At 68.6% G+C, this 25,695-nt stretch carries 20 protein-coding genes and 2 pseudogenes; 8 read left to right on the top strand and 14 right to left on the bottom strand.

Going from position 1 to position 25,695, the window contains the following annotated elements:
• Window positions 1–86: pseudogene (locus V6B97_RS15365) on the bottom strand (IS1595 family transposase); the annotation flags it as partial.
• A 297-nt stretch (window positions 87–383) separates the two neighbouring features.
• Between V6B97_RS15365 and V6B97_RS15370 the strand changes: the two are divergent.
• Window positions 384–1,601 (top strand): glycosyltransferase, encoded by a 1,218-nt coding sequence (locus tag V6B97_RS15370; protein WP_333507392.1) that lies wholly within the window; start codon window positions 384–386, stop codon window positions 1,599–1,601.
• Between the two features lie 144 nt (window positions 1,602–1,745).
• Complete coding sequence (locus V6B97_RS15375) at window positions 1,746–2,771, top strand: threonine aldolase family protein (RefSeq protein ID WP_333507394.1); 1,026 nt, start codon at window positions 1,746–1,748, stop codon at window positions 2,769–2,771.
• A 234-nt stretch (window positions 2,772–3,005) separates the two neighbouring features.
• On the opposite strand, the gene V6B97_RS15380 is transcribed toward V6B97_RS15375, so the two are convergent.
• Window positions 3,006–4,139, bottom strand: coding sequence for a polysaccharide deacetylase family protein (locus V6B97_RS15380; RefSeq protein ID WP_333507395.1), 1,134 nt, complete (start codon window positions 4,137–4,139; stop codon window positions 3,006–3,008).
• Window positions 4,140–4,386: 247 nt separating this feature from the next.
• Here V6B97_RS15380 and V6B97_RS15385 point away from each other — a divergent pair, with 247 nt between their 5' ends.
• From V6B97_RS15385 to V6B97_RS15410, 6 genes are all read left to right on the top strand, one after another.
• Window positions 4,387–5,331, top strand: coding sequence for a J domain-containing protein (locus tag V6B97_RS15385; RefSeq protein ID WP_333507396.1), 945 nt, complete (start codon window positions 4,387–4,389; stop codon window positions 5,329–5,331).
• An 87-nt stretch (window positions 5,332–5,418) separates the two neighbouring features.
• The gene (locus V6B97_RS15390; RefSeq protein WP_333507398.1) at window positions 5,419–5,757 is read left to right on the top strand and encodes a chaperone modulator CbpM; all 339 of its coding nucleotides are present in this window, start codon (window positions 5,419–5,421) and stop codon (window positions 5,755–5,757) included.
• Between the two features lie 160 nt (window positions 5,758–5,917).
• Window positions 5,918–8,506 carry an ATP-dependent chaperone ClpB gene (gene clpB / locus V6B97_RS15395; RefSeq protein ID WP_333507399.1) on the top strand — a complete coding sequence of 863 codons (2,589 nt, stop codon included), beginning with the start codon at window positions 5,918–5,920 and terminating at the stop codon, window positions 8,504–8,506.
• 372 nt (window positions 8,507–8,878) lie between these two features.
• Complete coding sequence (locus V6B97_RS15400) at window positions 8,879–9,478, top strand: peptidylprolyl isomerase (RefSeq protein WP_442935500.1); 600 nt, start codon at window positions 8,879–8,881, stop codon at window positions 9,476–9,478.
• A 223-nt stretch (window positions 9,479–9,701) separates the two neighbouring features.
• Window positions 9,702–11,219 carry an aspartate ammonia-lyase gene (locus V6B97_RS15405; RefSeq protein ID WP_333507400.1) on the top strand — a complete coding sequence of 506 codons (1,518 nt, stop codon included), beginning with the start codon at window positions 9,702–9,704 and terminating at the stop codon, window positions 11,217–11,219.
• On the top strand, window positions 11,204–11,938 hold the full coding sequence (locus V6B97_RS15410; protein WP_333507401.1) for a cyclase family protein: 735 nt from the start codon (window positions 11,204–11,206) through the stop codon (window positions 11,936–11,938). The genes V6B97_RS15405 and V6B97_RS15410 overlap by 16 nt, the downstream gene beginning before the upstream one ends.
• Before the next feature lie 122 nt (window positions 11,939–12,060).
• On the opposite strand, the gene V6B97_RS15415 is transcribed toward V6B97_RS15410, so the two are convergent.
• The 12 genes and pseudogenes from V6B97_RS15415 to V6B97_RS15470 all read right to left on the bottom strand — a co-directional run bounded on the left by V6B97_RS15415 (window position 12,061) and on the right by V6B97_RS15470 (window position 25,661).
• Entirely contained in the window at window positions 12,061–14,370 is a 2,310-nt protein-coding gene (locus V6B97_RS15415; RefSeq protein WP_333507402.1) for a methyl-accepting chemotaxis protein, read from the bottom strand.
• A 369-nt stretch (window positions 14,371–14,739) separates the two neighbouring features.
• Complete coding sequence (dapA, locus tag V6B97_RS15420) at window positions 14,740–15,618, bottom strand: 4-hydroxy-tetrahydrodipicolinate synthase (protein WP_333507403.1); 879 nt, start codon at window positions 15,616–15,618, stop codon at window positions 14,740–14,742.
• Between the two features lie 131 nt (window positions 15,619–15,749).
• A complete protein-coding gene (gene dapF, locus V6B97_RS15425) occupies window positions 15,750–16,598 on the bottom strand; it encodes a diaminopimelate epimerase (protein WP_333507404.1) in 849 nt (282 codons plus the stop codon).
• Between the two features lie 52 nt (window positions 16,599–16,650).
• A pseudogene (locus tag V6B97_RS15430) lies at window positions 16,651–17,397 on the bottom strand (UshA-like (seleno)protein family 2); the annotation flags it as partial.
• 12 nt (window positions 17,398–17,409) lie between these two features.
• Window positions 17,410–17,889, bottom strand: coding sequence for a hypothetical protein (locus V6B97_RS15435; RefSeq protein WP_333507407.1), 480 nt, complete (start codon window positions 17,887–17,889; stop codon window positions 17,410–17,412).
• A 132-nt stretch (window positions 17,890–18,021) separates the two neighbouring features.
• Window positions 18,022–18,297 (bottom strand): HU family DNA-binding protein, encoded by a 276-nt coding sequence (locus tag V6B97_RS15440; RefSeq protein WP_333507408.1) that lies wholly within the window; start codon window positions 18,295–18,297, stop codon window positions 18,022–18,024.
• Window positions 18,298–18,510: 213 nt separating this feature from the next.
• Window positions 18,511–19,329: a MinD/ParA family protein gene (locus tag V6B97_RS15445; RefSeq protein WP_333507410.1), complete on the bottom strand. Its 819-nt coding sequence runs from the start codon at window positions 19,327–19,329 to the stop codon at window positions 18,511–18,513.
• Between the two features lie 57 nt (window positions 19,330–19,386).
• Window positions 19,387–20,385 carry a GGDEF domain-containing protein gene (locus V6B97_RS15450; protein WP_333507412.1) on the bottom strand — a complete coding sequence of 333 codons (999 nt, stop codon included), beginning with the start codon at window positions 20,383–20,385 and terminating at the stop codon, window positions 19,387–19,389.
• A protein-coding gene (gene prfB, locus V6B97_RS15455) for a peptide chain release factor 2 (protein WP_333507414.1) occupies window positions 20,366–21,497 on the bottom strand; the annotation gives its coding sequence in 2 pieces (ribosomal slippage) (window positions 20,366–21,421 and window positions 21,423–21,497; 1,131 coding nt in all). Before prfB ends, V6B97_RS15450 begins: the two co-directional genes overlap by 20 nt.
• Window positions 21,498–21,544: 47 nt before the next feature.
• Window positions 21,545–23,113, bottom strand: a complete 1,569-nt coding sequence (gene lnt / locus V6B97_RS15460; protein ID WP_333507416.1) for an apolipoprotein N-acyltransferase — start codon at window positions 23,111–23,113, stop codon at window positions 21,545–21,547.
• A 133-nt stretch (window positions 23,114–23,246) separates the two neighbouring features.
• A complete protein-coding gene (locus tag V6B97_RS15465) occupies window positions 23,247–24,068 on the bottom strand; it encodes a hemolysin family protein (protein WP_333507417.1) in 822 nt (273 codons plus the stop codon).
• Between the two features lie 198 nt (window positions 24,069–24,266).
• Window positions 24,267–25,661, bottom strand: coding sequence for a hypothetical protein (locus V6B97_RS15470; protein WP_333507418.1), 1,395 nt, complete (start codon window positions 25,659–25,661; stop codon window positions 24,267–24,269).
• Window positions 25,662–25,695 lie beyond the last annotated feature (34 nt).

The following is a 25,695-nucleotide window of genomic DNA, read 5'->3' on the forward strand; positions in this document are numbered from 1 at the left end:
GCCGTTTTGGTGGCATCAATATCGATGCAAAAGCATTCAGCAATTTTTCCGGTTTTGTATCGGCTTAATTTGCTGTTTTTAAACATGATTCTAGCCTATCAGGGCTTGGCCTGATGGTCTAGAGCCATCCTAATTTGGAAACAGCCCCCTTATGTCGCGGGGTGGTAACCTAATCTGTCATCCCAACACTCCGCGCGGGTTCCCCTGCTTGCCCCGTATCTGGCCAGCCACGCGTGGTGTTGCCGGGGGTTGTCATTGCCGGGCTATTGCGGCATGACGTGCCCGTGAACGCGCCAGACCCCGCACCCCCCTCCGCCCCCCGGCCCGCCGTGCCGGGCGACGCGCCGTCGCCGATGTCTTCCATGACACCGGCCGAGGCGCCATTGCGCACCATTCAGGTGGTCAACGTGCGCTGGTTCAACGCCACGGCCTGGTACGGCATGATGCTGGCCCGCCTGCTGCGCGAGGCCGGGCACCAAGCCCTGGTGCTGGGCCTTGCGGGCACCGAATCCTTCGAGCGCGCCCGCGCCTGGGGGCTGGACCCGGTCCCCCTGCCGCTGAATTCCGCCAATCCCCTTACCCTTGCCGGTCTGTGCGGTTCGCTGCACCGCATGGTGCGCGATTTCCGCCCCCACGTGGTCAACTGCCACCGGGGGGAATCGTTCGTGCTGTGGGGCCTGCTGAAGGCGCTGCACGCGCGCGGGCCGCACCGCTTCGGGCTGGTGCGCACGCGCGGCGACCAGCGCCTGCCCAAGGGCAACCGGCCCAACCTGTTCCTGCATACCCGCGTGGCCGATGCGGTCATCGCCACCAATTCGGTGATGGCCGGGCACTTCGTCGATGAAATGGGCGTGCCCGCCGACCGGGTGCACACCATTCTCGGCGGGGTGGACGAGGACATGTTCCGGTTCGACGCGGCGGGCCGCGCCCGGGTGCGCGCCGAATACGGCTGGTCGGACGGCGAGTTCGTGGTGGGCCTGCTGGGCCGGTTCGACGCCGTGAAAGGCCAGCGCGAGCTTGTCGAGACCGTGGCGGGCCTGCGCGCGGGCCGTTGGGACGGCACGCCGCGCCCGCGTCTGCGGCTGATGCTGGCCGGGTTCGATTCGGCCACGCCCGAGGCCACGGTGCGGGGCTGGCTGCGCGAGGCGGGCATCGAGGACATTTCGGTGATCACCGGCAAACGTCCGGACGTGGCCGCGTGCATCTCGGCCATGGACCTGGGCGTGGTGGCCTCGCTGTGGTCCGAGACCATCGCCCGCGCCGCGCTGGAAATCATGGCCTGCGGCAGGCCGCTGGTGTCCACCACCGTGGGGGTCATGCCCGACCTGCTGCCGCACGGCGCGCTGGTGCCGCCCGGCGACGTGCCTGCCATGGCCGGGGCCATCGCCCACGCCATGGACAGCCCGCCGTGGCTGGAAATCCTGCGCGAGGCCTGCGGACTGCGCATCGCAAGCCTGCACCGGGCGGACTTCCTGAATCGTACCCTCGAGGTATATCGCGGGGTATGCCGTTCCGTGTGGCAGGGCGCCTGCGGTCCGGACTCCGCCGATGCCGCGCCCCGCGCCCCCGGCGGCCCCCGCGACCGGGGCGGCCGGGCCTGACGACTGGGCCTGATCAACTGGGCCTGACCGGCCGCGACACATCTTTTCCACTTCGACGGCGCGTCCGCGCCGCCGCACCATGCACGACGGACGGGGCCGCCCATGCCGCCCCGCCACGCAAGAGCCAGAGCAGGAGACACACCAGTGAGCCTCAAGAGTTTCGCCAGCGACAACACCTCGGGCGTGCACCCGCGCATTCTCGCCGCCATGGAGCGCGCCAACGCCGGGCACGCCCGCCCCTACGGGCAGGACCCGTACACCGAGCAGGCGAAAGAGGTGTTCGCCCGACACTTCGGGCCGGACATCGACATGTATTTCGTGTTCCTGGGCACGGCGGCCAACGTGCTGGGGCTGCGCGCCGTAACCCGGCCATGGCATTCGGTGGTCTGCGCGGACGTGGCCCACATCAACGTGGACGAATGCGGCGCGCCGGAATCGGTGACCGGGTCCAAGCTCCAGGTCATCCCCTCGCACGACGGGCGCATCCGGGTCATGGACGTGGTGCCGCTGCTGCACATGATCGGCAATTTCCATCACAGCCAGCCGCGGGTCGTTTCCATCACCCAGTCCACGGAACTGGGCACCGTGTATTCCCCGGCGCAGGTGCGCGCCCTGGCCGACTTCGCCCACGCCAACGGCATGCTGCTGCACATGGACGGGGCGCGGCTGGCCAACGCCGCGGCGGCGCTGGACGTGAGCCTGGCCGAACTGACCCGCGACGCGGGCGTGGACGTGCTGTCCTTTGGCGGCACCAAGAACGGCATGATGTTCGGCGAGGCGGTGATCTTCTTCAATCCCGACCTGTCGCGGGAATTCGACTTCATCCGCAAGCAGGGCATGCAGCTCATTTCGAAGATGCGCTTCATCGCCGCGCAGTTCATCGAAATGCTGCACGACGGCCTGTGGCTGGAAAACGCCCGCAACGCCAACGCCATGGCCCGGCTGCTGGCCGACAGCCTGCGCGGACTGCCCCACGTCACCATCACCCGGCCGGTGGAGGCCAACGCGGTGTTCGCGCGCCTTTCGCCGGAACATATCGCCCGGTTGCAGCAGGACTTCTACTTCTACGAATGGGACCCGGTGCTGCACGAGGTGCGCTGGATGACCAGCTTCGACACCACCGAGGAAGACGTGAGGGAATTCATCGGCGCCGTGAAGGCGCTGGGGTAGGGGGAAGCGGTTTTTTGTTAGCCTCCGGCGGCCAAGGGGGCGAGGCCCCCTTGGAACCCCTTTCTTGTTCGCAAAGCAGAACCGCTCCAAGGTACTGGGGCGGTTCTGCTTTGCGAGCCCATATGGCAGCATGCAGCCAAATAAAAGTTTTGGGGGGAGGGGGTGCGGGGGAGGAGACCCTTTTTCAAAAGGGTCCCTCCCCCGCGTTCTTTTGTTCCCGTTCTTCTTTTCTCTTTACAACCGCATTTTCGCGTACAGCCTGGCCAGCCAAGGGCGGGAGTACAGGAACAGGCGCAGCAGCAGCCACGAGCCGGGCTTGTCCTTGGCCTTGAAGCGGTGGACGTGGGCGGCGCTGCCGGGCGGGTTGGGGCCCATGGTGGTGGCGAAAAACACGGAAAAGCCCTGGGCCCGCGCGATGTCGCGGGCCTCGTCGCAGTAGGCGCCCCACGGCCAGCACAGCGAACGCACGGGGTGGCCCAGTTCGCGGGCCAGGGTGGCGGAGCAGTCGGACAGTTCGCGGGTCATGCGGGCGGTGCGGTCGGCGTCGGATTCGTACGCGCCAAGGCCGTCCGGTTTGGCGGCGAAGAGTTCAACCAGTGCTTCAAGTTCGCGCACCCTGCCGGAATCCTGGAAAAAGGCGTAGGCCCCGGCCTTGTCCTGGGGGACAAGGGTGCGGATGGCGGCCACCAGTTGCGGGTCGGGCACGAAGGCGCAGCGCAGCAGGGCGGGCCGCTGCGGAAAGGCGGGCAGCCCCCACGGCACGGGAAAGTCCACCCGGTCGAAGGTGCGCGTGCGGTGGCCGGGGGCGTGAAACCCCTTGAATTCCGGCCTGGCGAACACGGCGTGGTGCCAGTGGGAATGGGCGGCCACGGCCATGGTGGAGTCGGCCTCCATCAATCGCGCCTCGTCCCAGTTGCAGAACAGGTCCTTGCGCTCGTCGAAGCCCAGTTCGTGCCGCACGTAGGGCGCGTCCACGCGGGGCAGCGCGTCCTCGCGGATGCGCCCGGAGCGCACGTCGTCCAGGGTGGGGCGGGGCGTGCCCTGCTCCAGCCTGCCCGCCACGGCAAAGATCACGCCCTTGTGCCCGTACTGCTTCAGGATGGGCCAGGCGTAGACGTAGTTGTCCAGGAACCCGTCGTCGAAGGTGATCAGCGCGCTGCGCGGAGGCAGCGGGGCCTCGCCCAGCAGATGGGCCTCGGCCTCGGCCAGGCCGATGCCGGTCCACCCGGCGCGGCGCATGGCCCGGCAGTGGTCCTCGAAGGTGTCGGGGTGGACGGCGATGGAGTTCTTCCTGCGGCTGACGTAGTGGTACATCAGCACGGGCAGGCTTTTCAGGCCGGAAGGCGCGGCGGGCCGGGATGCGGACATGCGGTGACGGTGGCGGGGCCGGTTTGTGGGTATGAAAGGGCGGGGCCGTGGAAACATGGTCCCGTTCGGCGTCTGTAGCGCAACGGGCGGCGGCCGTCGAGAGACGCGGACGGTGTGGCTTGCGTGGCTTCGGCCGCATCTCGCGTCGGCCTTTTGACGCAAGCCGCTTGACACCGGAGCGCGTCGGATTATCCTACAATGGCAGCAGGTTTGCGGCCGCACAGACGATAAAGGAGAGCTATACGAGATGGCAGTCGAATACAAGGACTATTACAAATTGCTGGGCGTGGAGCGTTCCGCCCCGCGCGACGACATCTCGAAGGCCTACAAGAAGCTCGCCCGCAAGTATCATCCGGACCTGAACCCCGGCGACAAGAACGCGGAAGAGCGCTTCAAGGAAATCAACGAAGCCTACGAGGTGCTCAAGGACGACGAGAAGCGTCGTCTCTACGATCAGCTGGGGCCCAACTGGCAGCACGGACAGCAGTTCCAGGGCGCGCCCGGCTTCGAGAACGTGCGCTTCGACTTCGGCGGACGCGGTTTCGAAGGCGCCGGATTCAGCGACTTCTTCGAAACCCTGTTCGGTGGCGGCGGCGCGCGGGCGCGTGGGCAGGGCGGCTTCGGGCCGGACCCGTTCGGCAACTTTTCCGCCCGGCAGCGGCGCGGCCGCGATGTGGAGGCCGAATTCGCGCTGACGCTGGAAGAGGCCTACCGGGGCGGCCGCAAGGCCGTGACCCTGCGCGAGGCGGGCGGCTCCACCAAGACGCTGGAGGTGAACATCCCCTCCGGCGTGCGCGAGGGGGGGCGCATCCGCCTGGCCGGGCAGGGCGACCCCGGCATGGGCGGCGGCCCGGCGGGCGACCTGTACCTGAAGGTGCGCATGGCCCCGCATCCGCAGTTCACCCTGGACGGCGACAACGTGATCTACGACCTGCAACTGGCCCCGTGGGAGGCGGCCCTTGGCGCAACGGTGCGCGTGCCCACCCTGGACGGCGAGGTGGACGTGACCGTGGCCCCCGGCACCAGCAGCGGCCGCAAGCTGCGGTTGCGCGGTAAGGGGCTGGGCTCGGGCGCGGCGCGCGGCGACCAGTACGTGCGCATCGGCATCCGCACGCCGGGCGAACCCACCCCGCGCGAACGGGAACTGTGGGAAGAACTGGCCCGGACCTCGTCGTTCCGGGCGCGCGACTGAGCGGGCAAGCTGAGCGGGACTGATCGGAACTGACAGGGCCTGACGCGGAACCCCGCCGACACGATTTCCATCCGGAGGTGGCACCACATGTACCCCGATGACAGAAATGATCTTGGACACGACCTCGCGCAGGGCGGCGAACTGCCCATCCGCTCCGACTTCATCGCCTGGGCGGAATTCCTCCAGATATCCGGCGTGCACCCCAGCCGCCTGGGCGAACTGATCGAACTTGGCTGGCTGGAACCGCGCCGCACGGCGGGCGAAGGCTACCTGTTCCGCCGCATGGACGTGTACCGCACCCGCAAGTTGGAGCGCATCTGCGCCGACTTCGAGTTGTCCAGCCTGGGCGGCTCCATCATCGTGGACCTGCTGGACCGCATCGACCGGCTGGAACGCAGGGTGCGGGAACTGGAAGCGCAGCGCTAGACGCGGAGTCAGGCCAACCCGGCCACGCCGCACCCGCGCGCGATACATGAATTTTCCGCCACGGGCGCGCCGCCCCCGGCATCCGCCGGGGAAGCCGGCCGCCGCCCCGGCACACCGCATTCCTGGCCCGGCCCAGCCGGGCAAAGGGGAAAGAGAGACCATGGATATCAGCAAGTTCACCGAAAAATCGCAGCAGGCCATTGCCGAGGCCCAGTCCACGGCCGTGCGCCTCGGGCACCAGCAGGTGGACGTGGAACATGCCGCGCTGGCCCTTGTCCGTCAGGAGCAGGGTCTGGTGCCGCGCCTGCTGGAACGGGCGGGCTACAAGCCCGACGCCTTCGCCGCCGCCCTGGAGGCGGCCTTGCAGAAGCGTCCGGCGGTCAGCGGTCCCGGCGCGGCCCAAGGGCAGATCTACGTCACCCAGCGCCTGAACCAGGCCCTGGTGCGGGCGCAGGACTTCGCCAAGCGTCTCAAGGACGAGTACGTCAGCGTGGAACACCTGTTCTGCGCCTTCCTCGAAGAGCCCGCCTCCACCGACATGGGCCGGGTGGCCCGCGAGTTCGGCCTGACCCAGGACAAACTGCTGGCCGTGCTGGAAGACGTGCGCGGCGCGCAGCGCGTCACCTCGCCCAATCCCGAGGACACCTACGAGGCGCTCCAGAAGTACGGGCGCGACCTGGTGGAAGAGGCCCGCAAGGGCAAGCTGGACCCGGTCATCGGGCGCGACGCGGAAATCCGCCGCGTGGTGCGCATCCTGTCGCGGCGCACCAAGAACAACCCCGTGCTCATCGGCGAGGCGGGCGTGGGCAAGACGGCCATCGTCGAGGGCCTCGCCCACCGCATCCTGAAGGGGGACGTGCCCGAGGGCCTCAAGAACCGCAGCCTGTTCGCGCTGGACATGGGCGCGCTCATCGCCGGGGCCAAGTACCGGGGCGAGTTCGAGGAACGGTTGAAGGCCGTGCTGAAGGAAGTGGAAAAGGCCGAAGGCCGGATCATCATGTTCATCGACGAACTGCACACCATCGTGGGCGCGGGCAAGACCGACGGGGCCATGGACGCCGGCAACCTGCTCAAACCCATGCTGGCGCGCGGCGAGTTGCACTGCATCGGCGCCACCACCCTGGACGAGTACCGCAAGTACATCGAGAAGGACCCGGCGCTGGAACGCCGTTTCCAGCCGGTGGTGGTGGACGAGCCCACGGTGGAGGACACCATCTCCATCCTGCGCGGCCTGCGCGAGCGGTTCGAGGTGCACCACGGCGTGCGCATCAGCGATTCGGCCATCGTCGAGGCGGTGACCCTGTCGCACCGCTACATCACCGACCGCCAGTTGCCGGACAAGGCCATCGACCTCATCGACGAGGCGGCGGCGTTGATCCGCACCGAAATCGACTCGCTGCCCGCCGAACTGGACGAGGTGAACCGCAAGGTCATGCAACTCGAGATCGAGCGGGAAGCCCTGCGCCGCGAGACGGACACGGCCTCGCGCGAACGGCTGGAAAGGCTGGAGAACGAACTGGCGGACCTGCGGGCCGGGCAGGCCACCCTGCTGGCCCAGTGGGAGCGCGAAAAGGGCTCCATCGACGCCGTGCGCTCCATCAAGGAAGAGATCGAGCGCACCCGCTTGGCCATCGACGAGGCGGAACGCAATTACGACCTCAACCGCGCGGCGGAGTTGAAGTATTCCAAGCTGCTGGAACTGGAGCGCAAGCTGGCCGACGCCGAGCGCGGCGACGACGAGAACCGCCTGCTCAAGGAAGAGGTGCGCCCCGACGACGTGGCCGAGATCGTGGCCCGCTGGACCGGCATCCCGGTTACCCGGCTGCTGGAATCGGAACGCGAAAAGCTGCTGCGCCTGGCCGACGTGCTGCACGAGCGCGTGGTGGGCCAGGACGAGGCCGTGCAGGCCGTGGCCGAAGCCGTGCTGCGCGCCCGGGCCGGGCTGTCCGACCCCGGGCGGCCCATCGGGTCGTTCATTTTCCTGGGCCCCACGGGCGTGGGCAAGACCGAACTGTGCAAGACGCTGGCGGAATCGCTGTTCGACAGCGAGGACAACATCGTGCGCATCGACATGAGCGAATACATGGAGAAGCACGCGGTGGCCCGGCTCATCGGGGCGCCCCCCGGCTACGTGGGCTACGACGAGGGCGGCCAACTGACCGAGGCGGTGCGCCGCAAGCCGTACAGCGTGGTGCTATTCGACGAGATAGAGAAGGCCCACGCCGACGTGTTCAACGTGTTGCTGCAAATCCTGGACGACGGACGGCTCACCGACAGCCACGGCCGCACGGTGGACTTCAAGAACACCATCATCATCATGACCTCCAACATCGGCTCGTCGCACCTGCTGGACGGCATCACCGAGGCGGGCGAGTTCCGCCCCGGCGTGCGCGACAGGGTGATGGACGAGATGCGCCGCCACTTCCGGCCGGAATTCCTGAACCGGGTGGACGAGAACGTCATGTTCCGCCCTCTGCTGCCCGAGCAGATCGGGCGCATCGTGGAACTGCTGCTGGGCAGGCTGCGGGCGCGTCTGGCCGACCGCAAGATCACCGTGGAACTCACCGACGCGGCGCGCGATTTCATCGCCGAATCGGCCTACGACCCGGTGTACGGCGCGCGGCCCCTGCGGCGCTATTTGCAGACCAACGTGGAAACCCCGCTGGCCCGCCGCCTGATCTCGGGCGACTTGAAGGACGGGCAGCACGTGACCATCGGGGTGCGGCTGGACAAGCTGACTTTTGAATAAGGGGAAGGAATCGGGGGAGGGGCACCCTTTGCGGCAGCCGTTAGGTGAGCTTGCGAACCTTGCCCCAGCCGTTATGTGAGCGCGGAGCGCGAACATTACGGATGGGGACAGCAGAGCTACGGATGGCGACCGCAGCGCGCAAAAGGGTGTCCCCTCCCCCGGCCCCCGCTTTGCTGTCGCCATCCGTAAGCACTCGCGCGGGGCGCTCGTGCAACGGCTGCCGCTCCCCTCCCAAACTTTTCAATCGGTGTACTTATCGTCTGCATCCCCCGCCCATTGGTACGCCATGCCGATTGCCCTGCGGTGGCGCTTCTGGTAATGGCACGGCACGGGCGGTTCGCCCATCCAACTTTCACATTCCCGGAGCAGAACATGCGTTGGTTGCTGCTGGCCGCGCTTACGGCCCTTTTCGCGTTCGCAGGTCACGGAACCGCCATGGCGGCTTCGGCACAGAGGGGACACACGGTGATCAAGCTGGAAACGAGCATGGGCGACATCGTCATCGAACTGGATGACGAAAAGGCCCCCAAGTCCGCCGCCAACTTCCGCGAATACGTCGCGGCCGGCCACTATGACGGCACCATCTTCCACCGCGTCATCGACGGCTTCATGATCCAGGGCGGCGGCTACGACGAAAAGATGCGCGAAAAGCCCACCCGCGAGCCCATCGAGAACGAGGCCAACAACGGCCTGCGCAACGAGAAGTACACCGTGGCCATGGCCCGCACCATGGCCCCCAATTCCGCCACGGCCCAGTTCTTCATCAACGTGAAGGACAACGCCTTCCTCGATCACCGCGCCCCCACCATGCAGGGTTGGGGCTATGCCGTGTTCGGCAAGGTGATCGAAGGCGCCGACGTGGTGGACAAGATCAAGGCGGTGCGCACCGCCACCGTGGGTTCGTTCGAGAACGTGCCCACCACCCCGGTGGTCATCAAGAAGGCCACCGTGCAGCCCCCAGCGGCGAAGTAGTTCGCGGCTTCGCGGCACCACGGAAAGATGCATCGCAAGCGCCCCGCACCCCCCACGGGTGGCGGGGCGCTTTTGCGTGACGGCGCAGCCCATAGGCGGGCGGCGGCAAGGGTGGTATGCTGCAACCGTGGGTGTCCGATATCATGGGCAGCATGGGCGGCACGGGCCGCCACGGCGCAATCCCGGCATCCCGGCATTCCCGGTAACAAGGACGGCATCCCCCATGGAATACCGCATCGAACGCGACAGCCTGGGCGAGCGCAAGGTGCCCGCCCACGCCTACTACGGCGTGCAGACCCTGCGGGCGCTGGAGAATTTCGACGTCACGGGGCAGACCATCGGCCGCCACCCGCGCTTCGTGCAGGCGCTGGCGTCGGTGAAGAAGGCCGCCGCCCTGGCCAACATGGAACTGGGCCTGCTGGACGGCGACGTGGGCCAGGCCATCGTGCAGGCCTGCCGCGAGGTGCGCGAGGGCCGCTTCGACGACCAGTTCGTGGTGGACGTGATCCAGGGCGGGGCGGGCACCTCGGTGAACATGAACGCCAACGAGGTCATCGCCAACCGCGCCCTGGAACTCATGGGCCGCACGCGCGGCGAGTACGGCGTGATCAGCCCGCTGAACCACGTCAACCTCTCGCAGTCCACCAACGACGTGTACCCCACGGCGCTGCGCATCTCGCTGGTGTGGTACGCGCGCGACCTGGGAAGCTCGCTGCGCGAACTGCGCGACGCCTTCCACGCCAAGGGAGAGTCCTTCGCCGACGTGATCAAGATGGCCCGCACCCAGTTGCAGGACGCCGTGCCCATCACCCTGGGCGCGGAATTCGCGGCCTACGGGGTGACCGTGGGCGAGGACACCGAACGCCTGGCCGAGGTGGCCCGCCTGCTGTGCGAGGTGAACATCGGCGCCACGGCCGTGGGCACCGGCATCAACACCGTGCCCGGCTACGCGCCCCTGGTCTGCGGCAGGCTGGCGGACATCACCGGGCTGCCGCTCTCGCTTTCGCCCAATCTGGTGGAGGCCACCAGCGACGCCGGGGCCTACGTCACCCTGTCGGGCCTGCTCAAGCGCATCGCCGTGAAGCTCTCCAAGATCTGCAACGACCTGCGGCTGCTCTCGTCCGGGCCGTTCACCGGCCTTGGCGAGATATCCCTGCCCGCCGTGCAGCCGGGGTCCAGCATCATGCCCGGCAAGGTCAACCCGGTGATTCCGGAACTGGTCAACCAGGTCTGCCAGCAGGTCATCGGCAACGACCTTACCGTGACCCTGGCGGCAGAGGCGGGGCAGCTGGAACTGAACGTGTTCGGCCCGATCATGGCCTGCAACCTGTTCCAGTCGCTGGAAATCCTCACGCGGGCGGCGCGCATCCTGCGGGTGCGCTGCGTGGAGGGCATCACCGCCAACCGCGAACGCTGTCTGGAACTGCTGCACGGCTCGCTGGGCATGGTCACGGCGCTGGCCCCGGTCATCGGCTACGAGGCGGCCGCCGCCGTGGTCAAGGACGCCCGCGCCACCGGGCGCGCGCCGCGCGACCTGCTGGCCGAGCGCGGCCTGATGCGGCCGGAAGACTACGACGACCTGATGGACCCGGCCAAGATGCTGGGCCCGCGCGACGTGCGCGGCCACCGCAACGGCGCCGTGGCGCGGGAAACGGCGGGGCAGGGCGGACGGTCCAATGATGCCCCGGCCGATGCCCCGGCCGGCGGGCCGGATGAGGGGGGCGCATGTCCCGCAGCCTGACGTTCACCCGCCTGGCGGACCTTGCGCACCCCATCGGAACCGGCATGCCGCGCTGGCCGGGCGACCCGCCCGTGACCTTCCTGGAGGTGGCCTGCCGCGAAGAGGACGGCTACGACCTGCGGGCCTTCGCCATGGGCGAGCACGGCGGCACCCACGTCAACGCGCCGCTGTCCTTCCTGCCCGGCGGGGCGGACGTGCGCGCGGCGGCCCCGTGGCCGCTGCTGCTGACCCTGGCCGTACTGGATTTGCGTGGCCGAGCGGCGGCGGACCCCGGCGCGCGCTGCGCCCCGGACGACGTGCTGGCCTGGGAGGCAGCCCACGGCCGGGTTCCGCGCGGCTGTCTGTTCGTGTGCAACACCGGCTGGCACCACCTGTGGCGCGAGCCGGAACGGTTCATGGGGGTGCAGTGGGGCGCATTGCGCGCCGGGCCGGGCCATGCGCCGCCCATGGTGTTTCCCTCGTTCACGCCGGATGCCGTGCACCTGCTGGTGCACGAGCGCGGGGCGGCGGGCATCGGCATCGACACCCACGGGGTGGACGCCCCCGAGGACGCGGAATTCCTGTGCAACCGCATGGCCCTGGCCGCCGGGGCCGTGGTGGTGGAATGCCTGGCCGGGCTGGATGGCCTGCCCCCCACCGGGGCGCACGCGCTGCTGGCCCCCTTGCCGCTGTGCGGCGGCACCGGCGCGCCGGTGGCCGTTACGGCGTTCATTCCGTAAGTCGATCGGGCTCCGCCTGCTGTCTGTAACATGACGAAGGGGGAGGAACCTCATGGTTCCTCCCCCTCGAAGTCGTGCGGTACGACACGCGGCGTCAGCTGTGCATGTCGCCCCACACAGCGTCAGCTGCGCATGTCACCAATGACACGCTTCAGGTCCGACGCCAGCCGCGAAACGTCCTCCACCGCTTGCGACGAGTGGCGCATGGCTTCGGCCGTTTCGGCGGCGATGCGGGTGATCTCGTCCGTGGAGCGGTTGATTTCCTCGCTGGCGGCGGACTGCTGCTCCGACGCCGTGGCAATGGAGCGCACCTGGTCGGCGGTGCTTTCCACAAGGCCCACGATCTCGCGCAGCACGTCGCCCGAGCGGCGGGCCATGCCCGTGCCTTCCTCGATGGCGGCGGTGGCCTTTTCGGTGTTGTCGATGTTCTTGCGCGCGCTGTCCTGGATGCCCCGGATGGCGCTGCCCACCTCGTTGGTGGCGGTCATGGTCTTTTCGGCCAGCTTGCGCACCTCGTCGGCCACCACGGCGAAGCCGCGTCCGGCGTCGCCCGCGCGGGCCGCCTCGATGGCGGCGTTCAGGGCCAGCAGGTTGGTCTGGTCCGCGATGTCGGCGATGACGTTCATGATCTGGCCGATGCCCTGGGCCTGGGTGCCCAGTTCGGCCATGTCGGCCTTGAGGTGCGACGCCAACTCATGGGCGTGCTGGATGGTGCGCACCGAGCCGTCCACCACCCCGGCCCCTTCCTGGGCGCGGGCCTTGGCCTTTTCGGCCAGTTCGGCCGCGCTTCCGGCGTTGCGGGCCACCTCCAGCACGCTGGCGTTCATCTGTTCCATGGCGGTGGCCGCTTCGGCCGTGCGTTCCCGCTGGATGTCGGACCCGCGCGCCGACTGTTCGATCTGCGCCGCAAGCTGTTCCGACGCGGCGGCCAGTTGCGAGGCCACGTCGTCGGCCTCGGCCGAGGCCCGCTCGATGCGTTCGTTCTGCTGGGCGATGACGGTGGCCTGGCGCTTCATCTCGGTGGTGTCGATGTACAGGCAGAACCCGCCGATGACGTTGCCGTCGTAGTCCTGCAGGTAGGTGACGTTGGCCAGCACGTCCACCTTGCCACCCTTGTGGCCGGTGATGACCACCTCGAGGTTCTTGATGCTGGTCTTTTCGCCCATGGCCCGGCCCACGGCGGTCTTGCGGCCGGGGTCGTTGTAGAACACCTCGGCCAGGGTGCGTCCGTACTGCGCCGTGGGGTCGGTGTCGATCTCCAGCATGTCCATGCAGGCCTTGTTGGTGAACACCGTGCGCTCCTCGCGGTCCACGATCAGCACGGGCACCACCATCGCATCCAGCACGCTCTGCGAGAAGCCCAGCTTTTCCTTCAGTTCCCCGACCATGGACCGGATGGAGGTGGCCAGGTCGTCCAGTTCGCAGCGGTAGACCCCGTCCATGACGGCGCGCAGGTCGCCCTGGGCCACCTGCCCGGCGAACTGGCGGATGCGGTTCATGGGCGCCAGGATCACCCGACGGGTCAGCAGCACGATGGAACCGGTCATGGCCACGATGGCCACCAGACCGGTCATCGCCAGCAACAACCGCTGCTGGCGCGCCACCGCGGCCAGGTCGTCCTCGTAGGCAGAGGCGCAGATCTTCCAGCCGGTGAACGGCATGGTGCGGCTGACCAGGATCTTGGGCTTGCCCTCCCACGGGTATTCCACCTGGGCGGTCTGTTGCCCCATGACGGTGCGCACGAACTCGTACTTGTTCATGTCGGCGAAGAGCAGGTCCTTCACGGGGTGCGAGATGAGCCTGCCGCCGCCGTCCAGCACGAAGGGATAGCCGTGTTCGCCGAATTTCACGCTTTCCACGAAGCGGGCGCTGAAGCTGGACCAGTCCAGGGTGATGGCGATGCCCCCGCCCGACTGCCCCATGACGTTGAGCACCGGGGCCGCGATGGTGAACAGCACGTTGCCCTTGGGTCCCTTGAACGGCGTGGTGGCGATGAATTCCTTGCCCGCTCCGGTGGCGGCGAGCACTTCGGGCATGTCCAGCGGCTTGCCGGAAATCTCCTGCCCGTCCTCGGTGTAGCCGTAGAGCACCTTGCCCGTGGCGTCGAACGCGTGGATGGCCGCGTAATGGGGGTTGCCCTTCAGGGTCTGTTGCAACTGATCCTTCATGACCAGGCTGGCGCTGCCGTACAGCACGCCGCTGGCCAGCGCCTTCTGCTGGGTCAGCCCGCGCACGGCGGTGAGGTTGCCGGTCACGAAATCTTCGGCCGCCTTTTCGATCTGCTGGCTCACCTGGGCCATGTTGGCCGTCTCGCTGCGCAGCATGCCGTCGTAGGCGGTGTTGGACGCGATGAACACGAACGCGCACATGAAGAAGATGACCAGCCCGCCGGTAAGGACGGTGATCTGCGTGGAGATGCTCTTGAAACGCATGTGGTACCCCCGGAAACAGTGTGTCTCTTGCCGGGCTTATCGACACATTCCGGCGGTTGTTTAGACGGACCGGACGTGACGGGCGCGAATGGCCCGCGCCTTCCGCACGCGGGAGGAGAGCGGCGCGGCCACTCCGGCCCTGATGCGGGGTATGGATACAGGCTAGCCGGAAGCGCGCCCGCTGCCAAGCGGTTTCGCGCGGGTCACGCGCTGCGCGCGGGGCGTGAGGCGGGCGCCGGGACTGGAGGACTGGGTGGGGAACTGGGCGGCGGGACAACGAATGGGGGACGCCGTGCGGCGTCCCCCGTGAGGTTGCGTGCGCGGGCCAGGCAGACCGGATGTCGGGCCGGATGCGGCCCCTGCCGGCGGCTAGACGATGCCCGCCGCCGACAGGATGTCGCGCAGGCGCGACTGGTTGGCGGGCTGCAACGGCACCATGGGCAGGCGCAGTTCCAGTTCGATCCTGCCCATCATGGACAGGGCCGTCTTGACCGGGATGGGGTTGGTCTCCAGGAACATGGCCCGGTTGATGGACGCGATTTCGTAGTGCACCCGGCGCGCGGTGGCCAGGTCGCCCTCGAAGAAGGCGCGGCACATCTCGGACATCTTGGCGGGCACCACGTTGGAACTCACCGAGATGACCCCGCAGCCGCCCACGGCCAGCAGGGGCAGCACCGTGAAGTCGTCGCCCGACAGCACCTGGAAGTCGGCGCCGCAGTATTCGATGATCTCCGAGACCTGGATCAGGTTGCCGGTGGCTTCCTTGACCCCGATGACCTCGGGGATGTCGCGCTTCATGCGGGCCAGGGTTTCCGGACACAGGTTGGTGCCGGTGCGGCTGGGCACGTTGTACACGATGAAGGGCATGGGCACTTCGGCGGCGATGGCCTTGAAGTGCTGGTACAACCCTTCCTGGGTGGGCTTGTTGTAGTACGGGGTGATCAGCAGCGCGCCGTCGGCCCCGGCCTGCCTGGCGTAGCGGGTAAGCTCCACCGCCTCGCGGGTGTTGTTGGAACCGGCGCCCGCCAGCACGGGCACGCGGCCCTTGACCTGCTCGACGCAGATGCGGATGACGTCCTTGTGCTCCTGGTGGGTGAGCGTTGCCGATTCGCCGGTGGTGCCACAGGGGACAAGGCCGTTGATGCCCTGTTCGATCTGCCACTCGATGAGCGCGCGGTAGCGTTCCTCGTCCACCGCGCCGTTGCGGAACGGCGTGACGAGAGCGGTGAAAGCGCCTTGAAACTGCATGTTGCCTCCTTTGGGCCGGGTACCTGCTGCCCCGGCCTTCGACACGCCGTGCCCGTGGGCCGCCGCTTCCGCCGCGCCGCACGGCCTGAAACGCGCGGCAACGGCAAGGGGGTCCGGCCGGGCCGGGTGCGTTACGCCAGGGCCAGCCCCAGCCCTTCCAGGAACATCTCGCCCGAGAAGACGCGCACGGCCTTGCCGGACAGGAACACCGAGCCGCCTTCCACGGATATGCCGAGGATCTCGCCGCCGGAACTCCTGACGTTCACCGTGGATTCGGTCAGCCCCAGCGCGTGGGCCACCACCGCGCCCGCCGCCGCCCCCGTGCCGCAGGCGTAGGTTTCGTCCTCCACGCCGCGTTCGAAGGTGCGCAGGTGGATGTTCTTGCGGTCGATGACCTGCGCGAAGTTGGCGTTGGTGCCCGCGGGCGCGAAGTGCGCGTGGCGGCGCAGCGCGGCGCCCAGGGTGCGCACGTCCACGGCCGAGGCGTCGCGCTTGAACACCACGGCGTGGGGCACGCCGGTGTTCACGAAGTGCACCATCTCGCGGCCCTGTCCGAGGTCCAGTTCGATGCCCAGGGCCAGGTCGCGCGGCGGGGTCAGTTCCACCTTGGCCATCCCGGCGGTCACGTCGGCCTCGGCGCGGATGAGCCCGGCATCGGTGCCGAAGACGTGTTTCGGCCCGGCAAAGCCCAGTTCCACGGCCAGCAGGGCGGCGCAGCGGGAGGCGTTGCCGCACATCTCGGCGCGCGAGCCGTCGGCGTTGTAGAAGTGCCAGATGTAGTCGCCTTCGCGGTCTTTCGGCGTCTCGTCCAGAAAGACCAGGCCGTCGGCGCCCACGCCGAAGGCGCGGCGGCACACGGCGCGGGCCCAGTCGGGCATGTCCGCCACGGGCAGGCGCAGCGCCCGGTTGTCGATGAATACGAAGTCGTTGCCGCACCCGTGCAGCTTGTGGATGGGTACGGTGCGTGCCTTGCCGCTCATGCTGCGTGCTCCTTGTGTTGGCCGGGACCGGGGCGGGCGCGCGTTGCGCTGCCTACCGCGCGGCGGGAACCGTGCCGACGACCGCCTCGACGACAGGGTCCGGCTCCACGGCGTCCTTCAGGGGAACCTGCCGGACGGAAATATCCATGCCCACGATCCAGTGCCGGGGCTGCGAGCGGCCCTGAACCCGTTGGGGCCAGGCCAGTACGTCCACCACGTTGACGCTTCTGCCTTGCATGTCTGGCCGGGACCATAGCAGCGAAGGGGCCGCGCCGTCCACGACCCCGTCGAAGCCGGTGCCGATGCCGCCGCCGAGCAGGATGTGGAACGCCTGCCCCAGTTCCGCAAGGTAGCGCCGTTCGCCCATACCGCCCCATCCGGCCACGGCGATGACCAGATCGGCCCGTTCAAGGGCGGCCTGTCCGGCGCGCACGGCCTGCGCGGCCATGGCGGGGGTGGGATCTTCCCACGGCTTGGGTGGCGCGGGCAGGAAGACCACGGCCACCGTGCGCCCGCCGACATGGTGAAGGCGGGTGGCGGGCTCGTCGCCCACCTCGCGGAAGCCTGCGGGCGCGCCGTCCGCATGGTCGCGGAACCACGCGGCGGCAGCGGCGGAAAGGTAGCCGTCGTCCACGCGCAGCAGGTCGTAGGCCCTGCGCGTCATGGGGGCCAGGCGGCCCGCCGCGTCCTCTCCGGCATCGGGGGAAAATTCGTCGGGTCCGGCCAACACCAGGGTCGGTATGCCGTCCTGCCCGCGCCACTGCCCGAACATGCTCGCCCGCCGGGCAAGCCCACCAGAGGTGCCGCCTCCTCAGGAAGGGCAGGGGTGCAGCGTCCCCTTGGTGCTGGCGTTGTAAAGGATGCGCAGCACCGGTCTGTCGAATGCGTTGGCGAACGCGCTGGCGGATGCGTCGGCGGAACCGCCTTGGGCCGTCGCGTTGCCGGGGCCGTTCTGTCCGTCCTGCGTCATCAGGGCGAAGTCGGCCAGGCTGCGCGGCGCGGGTGTGGCTTCGGAAGTCCGGGGGGCCGGTTGCGGCGCCGCTGGCGCGGGCATGTGCACGCGGGGTTCGCCAGCCGACGCGAAGGGCAGGCCCGAGGGCAGGCCGTCGCGTTGCGTTGCCGGGTTGGCCGGGGGCGTGGTCGTCGCGTCCGCCGGGCCGGGCCGCACGGCCGTCACGGCAGCATCGCCGCCATCGCCAGCCAGGCCGGAGTTGCCGGACGGGCCAGAGCCGGACGGGGCGCACGCGGCCAGCAGCACGCACAGCAGCGCCGTCAGCAGGCAACGGCACACCCATGCCGCTGCCCCCTGGGAGCGCGGCTGGCGGAGACGGAAGGTCGGGGTCGGATTCGGGCGAAGCGTCGGGTCGGCGGCACGGAAAGCCCGTGCCGCCGTGCCGTCAGGCGATGGATGTGGGGACATCGCCTAATCGTTGAGGAATTCTTTCAGTTCCTTCCCGGCGCGGAAGAAGGGCAGGCGTTTGGGCTGGACGACGACCATGTCGCCGGTCTTGGGGTTGCGGCCGGAGTAGCCGCCGTAGTCCTTGACCTTGAAGCTGCCGAAACCGCGGATTTCCACGCGGTCGCCATCGGTCAGCGCTTCCTTCATGCTGTCCACGAAGGTGTTCACGACCATGGCGGCTTCCTCGATGGGGATGTTCGTCTCTTCGGACAGCGTCTTGATGAGTTCGCTCTTGTTCATGGAGTCCTCCGTGGTGCGGCGGTGCGGTGGGTACGGTTCGTTCCGCCCCGGAAAAACGTGGCCGGTAACTTCGGTTCGTGGCGTGGCGCCTGCCGCCGGATGCGCTGAAGCCTTGTCCGGATTGCCCGCCCGCAGGGTAAGGGGGGAGGTGGGGTGGACAATCCAGAAGACGATGGACGCACTATGGCCGAAGATGGTCAAGGTTTCAAGGGGTTAATATGCCCCTTCCGCAAGTGCGCGCAAGGGGCGCCTGTCCGCCAGTTCCGGCAGCAGGGCGGCGCGCATGCGTTGCAGCTTGACCGCTATGGAAAAAAGATCTTGCGCAGCGGGCGATTGCGGTGCGACGCGCATCAGCGGCTTTTGCCTGCGCACCGCGTCCGGCAGGGCCTTGTCCAGGCGCACGCCGCCCAGGAACTGCGGCTCGATGTCCAGGAACTTGCGGCAGGCGGCGGCAAGCCGCTCGAAGGTCTGGGTCTCTTCCTTGCGCGATTCCGCCTGGTTGACGATGACGAAGAAGTCGCGCACGCCGTGCTGGGTGGAAAGCACCTTCATCAGCGCGTAGCTGTCGGTGAGCGAGGTGGGTTCCGGCGTCACGATGACGATGCGCAACTGGGTCATGGCGGCGAAGGCCAGCACCGTGGGGTTGATGCCCGCGCCAAGGTCCAGGAACAGGAAGTCGTAGTGCGAGAGCAGCGGTTCCAGCTTGCGCACCAGCAGGGTGCGCATGTCGCCGTCCATCTCCACCAGTTCGGGCACGCCCGATGCGGCGGGCAGGAAGTCGAAGCCGTCCGGCTCGATGGGCACGGCCACGTCGCGCGGGGCGGCGTCGCTGTCCAGAAGGTCCTGCATGTTCCTGTCCGGCGCGATGCCCAGCAGCACGTCCAGGTTGGCCAGCCCGAGGTCGCAGTCCATGAGCAGCAGGGGGTGCCCGCCGCGGTACAGGCAGTACCCCAGGTTGAGGGCGATGTTGGTCTTGCCCACGCCCCCCTTGCCGCTGAGTATGGAAACGCTGAGTGTGGTGTTCTGCGTCATGTTTCGTCCGTGCATCAGGCCCGGCATGGAAGCGGATCGCTCCAGCGGCGCTGGGTACTATTCGTCGTTGCCTGAAAAAAGAAACTGCTTCTCGTCCGACTGCACCATGGTCGAGCGGTCGTAGTCGGGCACGCCCGGCAGCCGGTGCACCCGCACGCGGGCCTTGCCCGAGGCCTTGGCCTCGTACAGGGCCTTGTCCGCCCGGTCCAGCAGTTCTTCCGCCCGGCACACCGTGGCGCCCCTGCACCCGGCGATGCCCGCGGAGAACGTGACCCGGAAGGTTGCGTCCCGGCAGGTGAAGTCTTCGTCGCGCATCTCTTGCAGCAGCCGTTCCAGCAGGGCCTGGGCGCGCATGGGCGAGGCCCCCGGCAGCAGCAGCACGAATTCCTCGCCGCCGATGCGGGCGGCCACATCGTAGGCGCGGGTGGCGTCGCGCAGCAGGTCGGCCATGCGGCGCAGCACAAGGTCGCCGCAGGCGTGGCCCCAGGTGTCGTTGACCCGCTTGAAGTCGTCCAGGTCCACCATGGCCAGGCAGATTTCCGCCCCGCCCCGGTGCACCCGTTGCAGTTCCAGTTCCACCTGGCGCAGGAAGGCCCGGCGGTTCATCAGGCCGGTGAGCGGGTCGTGGTCGCGCTGGTGGGCCAGCTCTTCCACGGCCTTTTGCAGTTCGCGCAGGTTGAAGTTGGAGCTTTTGTCCAGGTCGATGGCGAACCACTGGCGCAGGCCGTGTTCTTCGGCCAGGGCCAGCCAGCGGTGCCGGGTCATGCCCGGAAACAGCCGCGCCACGGCCAGCAGGGGGCCGTCGGCCGACAGCCCTTCGCCGGTGGGCGCGGCATGGCGCGCGGCCTCTTCGGCCAGCGCGCGGCGCAGGGCGTCCAGTTCGCCCAGCAACTGGGCGGAATCGCCGGTGTCCACTGCCGGGCCGGCCTGCCCTGGCCGCTCGGTCTGTCCGGCCTGGCCCGGCTGCCCGAACGGGGAGGACTGGCCGGATGGGAAGGACTGGCCGGAGTCGTCGACCCTGGCGGCCTTGTGGGCGTCAGTTCGTTTTCTGGCCATGGAGGTACAACAGATAGTCCCGCAGGAGCTGATCGATGCGGCCGTCCAGCACGGCCTCGACGTCGCCTATTTCCGTGTTGGTGCGGTGGTCCTTGACGAGGCGGTACGGTTGCAGCGTGTAGGTGCGGATCTGGCTGCCGAAGCCGATGGCGTCCTTGCCCGCGTACTGGGCCTTTTTCTCTTCTTCCAGCTTGCGCAGTTCCAGTTCGTACAGGCGGGCCCGCAGGATCTGCATGGCCGTGTCGCGGTTGCTGTGCTGCGACTTTTCGTTCTGGCACTGCGCCGAAATGCCCGTGGGCAGGTGGGTGATGCGCACGGCGGAACTGGTGGTGTTCACGCTCTGGCCGCCGGGGCCGCTGGAGCGGAAGATGTCGATGCGCAGGTCCGTTTCCTTGATGTCCACGGTGATTTCCTGACCCACGTCGGGAATCACGTCCACCGAGGCGAACGAGGTGTGCCGACGGCCGGACGAATCGAACGGCGAGATGCGGATGAGCCGGTGGATGCCCTTTTCGCCCTTGAGCAGGCCGTAGGCGTTGGGCCCGGCCATGCGCAGGGTGACGCTCTTCACGCCCGCCTCGTCGCCCGCCAGGTAGTCCAGGTATTCGGCCTTCATGTCGTGGGTGTCTGCCCAGCGCAGGTACATGCGCACCAGCATTTCGGCCCAGTCCTGGGCCTCGGTGCCGCCCGCGCCGGGGTGGATTTCCACGATGGCGGGCAGGCGGTCCTCCTTGCCGGAGAGGAGCATGTTCATCTCCGTCTCCTGCAACAGATTTTGCAAAACCATCACCTGTTCGGCCAGCGATTCCAGGGCCTCCTGCCCCGGTTCGCCCGCCGCTTCCTCCTCCTCGGCCAGGGTCAGCCATTCGGTGACGTCGCGGCGGCAGGTTTCCAGGCGCTCCAGGCGGGTTATCTCGCCTTCGAGCTGGCTTTTCTCCTGCAGGACCGGGGTGAGCCTTTCGGGGTTGTTCCAGGCGTCGGGGCTGGAAAGCTGGCGCTCGATCTCGTCGAGGCGGTTGCGGTTGCCCGCAAGGTCAAAGACGCCCCCAGAGCGAGGCGTACTGGTCGATGAGGGTGGCGCTGCGCGCGCGCAGTTCGGCAAGCTGAAGCATGTGGATGGTGTCTGTTTGCGGGGTTGTGCGTGGGGCGGGGGCGGCGCTCAGGACCGGCGGCGGGCGGGCAACAGCAGCGCGACGGCCGCCAGCCCCAGGGCCACGGGCCACACCAGGTGTTGCACCCGGTGGAACACGGTGGTTTCCGTGCGGGCCGTGGCCATGCCGCCGATCACCTCCGCCCGGAACAGGCCGCCGCGTTCGGCGATGCGCCCGTGCGGGTCGATGATGGCGGAAATGCCGGTATTGGTGCCGCGCAGCACGTAGCGGCCCTGTTCCACGGCCCGCAGCGCCGACAGTTGCAGGTGCTGCTCCGGGGCCGAGGTGGTGCCGAACCACGCATCGTTGCTGATGTTCACCAGGACGCTGGCGCCGTCGGCAACGCGCTGCTGGGCCAGTTCCGGGAAAATGGTTTCATAGCAAATGAGTATGCCCAGCGCAAGGTTGCCGAGGCGCAGCGGCGCCACCGAGGTGCCGGGGGTGAAGTCGCCCACGCCCTGCATCAGGGTTTCCAGGAAGGGCATGTCCAGGCCCGGAGGGGCGTATTCGCCGAAGGGGACAAGGTGCTCCTTGTCGTAGTGCCCGGCGTCGCCGCCAGCGGCGTCCACCAGCATGGCCCGGTTGTACAGCAGAAAGCCCCGCTTCACCGGCGCGTTGACGTAGCCGGGCGTGCCCACCAGCACCGGGGTGCGGTTGGCGGCGGCAAAGGCGCGGATGGCCGGGCCGAATTCCTTGTGCTCCTGGAAATAGAAGGGCATGGCCGTTTCCGGCCAGACGACCAGGTCCGGGTGCCCGGCGGCCACGGCGTCCTTGCTCAGGGAAAGGTAGCGCTCCACCGTGGCGCGCTGGAAGGCGGGCTCCCACTTCTGGTCCTGGTCGATGTTGCCCTGCACCAGGGCCACCCGGAACGCTTCGCCGTCCTTGGGCAGGCCGCGCGACAGGGTGTAGGCCCCGTAGCCCATCAGGCAGAAGGTAACCAGCGAAGCCCCCAGCGCGCAGGCCAGGGTCTGGGCCAGCGACGACGGGGAAACGGACCGCCGCACGCCGGGGCAGCGGGGGCCGCATTCCGGGGCGATGGCCCCCATGGTCCAGCAGACCACGGCCACCAGCAGGCCGGACAGGCCGTACGCGCCCACCACGGCCACCCCCTGGATGGCCACCGGCCACGGGACGAAGGCGGCGGACAGGGTCAGCCACGGGAACCCGGTCAGGAACACGCCGCGCAGCATTTCCAGCAGCAGCCAGGCGCAGCCCAGGAACAGCCCGCGCCGGAACGGGGCCAGCCGGTCGCGCGTCAGGCGCGCCACGAGGCAGAACAGGCCGCCGTACAGCCCCACGTAGGCGCCGATGGCCACGCCGCAGGGCACGGCCAGCACCCACGGCAACTGGCCGTATTCGTGCACGGGCAGGGCCAGCCAGTACAGGCAGGCCGAGGAGCCGGCGATGCCGGTGAGCCAGCCCAGGCGGAAGGCGGACCAGCGGCCCGAGGCGCCAAGGCCCAGCAGCAGCAGGGCGAGGGGATAGGCAAGGGCGAGCAGGGGCAGGTGGGCCACCGGGTTGGGAAAGCCCAGCCACAGGCCGGCCGCGCCAAGGAGGATGCAGAGTGCGTTGCGCATAACCGGAGGTCAAAACCTCTGGGGGGGGAAAAGTCAAGGCCGGCACGGAAACGCCGGGGTGACGGTCGTGCTGCGGTGCGGTTCAGGCGCGGCCGGGGCGTGGCCCGGACGGGGCATGCCCGGCGGAAACCGCCTACACGGCTTCCAGCGGCCCCACGCGCACGGTGCGGATCTGCTTGGCGTCGGCTTCCACCACCTCGAAGCGGCGTCCGGCCAGGTCGAAGGCTTCGCCCGCCTGGGGCACGTGGCCCGCCAGCATGCTGAGGTAGCCGCCGATGGTGTCCACCTCGTCCGAGTCGAGGCTGATGCCCAGCTCCTCCAGGTCTTCCAGCAGGGCGCGCCCGGAAAGCTGGTAGTTTTCGCCGTCCAGGACCACGATGTCCTCGTCGCGCGGGGTGTCGTGCTCGTCCTCGATGTCGCCCACGATGAGTTCCAGCACGTCCTCGATGGTCACGAGGCCCGACGTGCCGCCGTACTCGTCCAGCACGATGGCCATGTGGTTCTTGCGGCTGCGGAATTCCTGGAGCAGTTCGTAGACGTTCTTGGTCTCGGGCACGAAGTACGGCTCGCGCATCAGGTCGGCCACCGGGGTTGCGCACCCGGTGGGGTCGACGAAGCAGCGCAGCAGGTCCTTGGCGTAGACCACGCCCACGATGTTGTCGCGGTTGTCGCGGTAGATGGGGATGCGCGAATGCCCGGAAGCGACGATGCGCTCGATGACTTCCGCGAGGGGGTTGTCCACCTCCACGCAGTCGATGTCGGTGCGGGGGGTCATGATGTCCTGGACCTGCGTGTCGTCGAGGCTCAGGATGTTCAGCAGCATCGAGCCTTCTTCGGCGTCCAGTTCGCCGTCTTCGCGGGCCTCGATGATGGCCTGTTCCACCGAGTCGTTGGTGCGGCCATGGAACAGCCGCGCGATGCGCGACCAGATGGGACTGCCCGATTCTCCGTCCAAGGGGGGCTCCTGTGTTGTGGTGACGTCGCCGTGGGGCGGGGCGGTATTCGCCACCGGCGGCTGGCGGATCTGCCGCCGCGCACGGGCGTGTCCGGCTGGTGGTGCCTGCATGGGCGTGCGGCGCGGGATGCGCCCCGCACGGGCCATGTGCGAGTCAGGCCAAGGTTGCCAGCGGACACGGGCGCTTGCGGTCCGGCGTCACACTACATCGCTCCCGCTTTCCCTGTAAAGCTCAAGGTGGCGGCGGATCACCCAGTTGCCGAGGGGTTCCACCTCGCCCTCGTCGGACAGGGGTTTCCAGTCGGCCATGTGGGGGGCGTTGTCGCGGGACTGGCCCCAGGCCAGCACCTGGGCTCCCAGTTCCACGTCGCGTGTCTCGAAGGCCACGAAGCGGTTCTGGATGCGGCATTGCAGCCAGAAGCCCAGGCTGCGGTCGTGCTGGGGGTCGTACAGTTCCAGCAGGGCGGCGAAACGCCCGCCGATGTCCAGGTCCATGCCCCGCGTGGCGGCGGCGCGGGCCGTGGCGCGCGGCAGCAGCAGGCGCAGCCCGCCGCCGGAAAGGTTCAGCAGGGCCACGGGCTGGGCGTGGCTGATGTCCGGAAAGAGCGGGGCGGCGACATCGTCGGGGACCGTGTCCGCGCAGGCCGCCGGGGCGGGCGCTGCGTCTCCGGCGGGGTCGGAGTCCGGGGCCGCGTCGAAATCGGGGTCGGCGCCGGAGGCATGCGGGGCGGTATCGCCGACGGGGCAGGGCGTGGTGTGGGCGGTGAAGCTGTTCAGGCTGGTGGCGTCGGGCAGGGCCAGCAGCGGCGTGCCCAGGCGGCGGCCGTCGGCCGGGGCCGGGGTGTCCGTCCCCATGGGCCACGCGGCAAGGCCCAGCACCAGGTGGCGCGGCACGTCCAGCCGCAGGAAGGCGCGCTTCTGGCGCCGTTCCAGCTTTTCCGGCAGGGCCAGGTCCACCAGCCATACCGCGTCGGCCGTGGCGTCGGGGCCGCGCGGAGCGTTGCGGTCGGGCGGCGGGGCGCGGTGCGCGCCGGTGATCACCGAGGTGAACTGGTAGTACACCTGCATGCGCTTCTGCTGGGTGCGGAAGTAGCAGTCCACCTCGCGCCCCTTCCATGATTCCGGCACGGTGCGCAGCAGCGAGCATTCCAGGGTCAGGGCGGAGCGGGTGACGGCCACGGCCGTGCAGTACGTGGAGCGGCGGCCCGTGGGGCCGTGGAACTGCATCTCGAAGCGGCCGCGTTGCAGGATGGCGGCGTCGAACAGTTCGCGGATCACGTGCGGGTCGTTGACCCAGCCTTCGGGGGTGTAGCGCTCGCGGCGCTGGCGCAGCCCGCCCACCAGCAGCACGGCGGCCAGCAGGGCGGCCACGGCGGCCACGATGAGCACGAATTCGCGCACCAGCGAAAAGTCGGTCTGGTAGTTGCCGAAGTTGCGCGAAATCTCGGCCAGGAAGCTGGCCGCGCCCGGAAGCGGAACGGGAAGGGAAAGGCCGTCCGCCAGGGGCCAAACAAGGTCGGTGACGAGGTCGGCGGCGAGGCCGGCGAGGCCGGAGAGGCAGAAGTCCAACGGGAACGGTGCGGCGCTGCTCATGATGGTGCCCCGGACTGTTGAGGTACGCCGAAGG

Source organism: Nitratidesulfovibrio sp. 1201_IL3209 (genome assembly GCF_036763125.1).
Classification (GTDB): domain Bacteria; phylum Desulfobacterota; class Desulfovibrionia; order Desulfovibrionales; family Desulfovibrionaceae; genus Cupidesulfovibrio.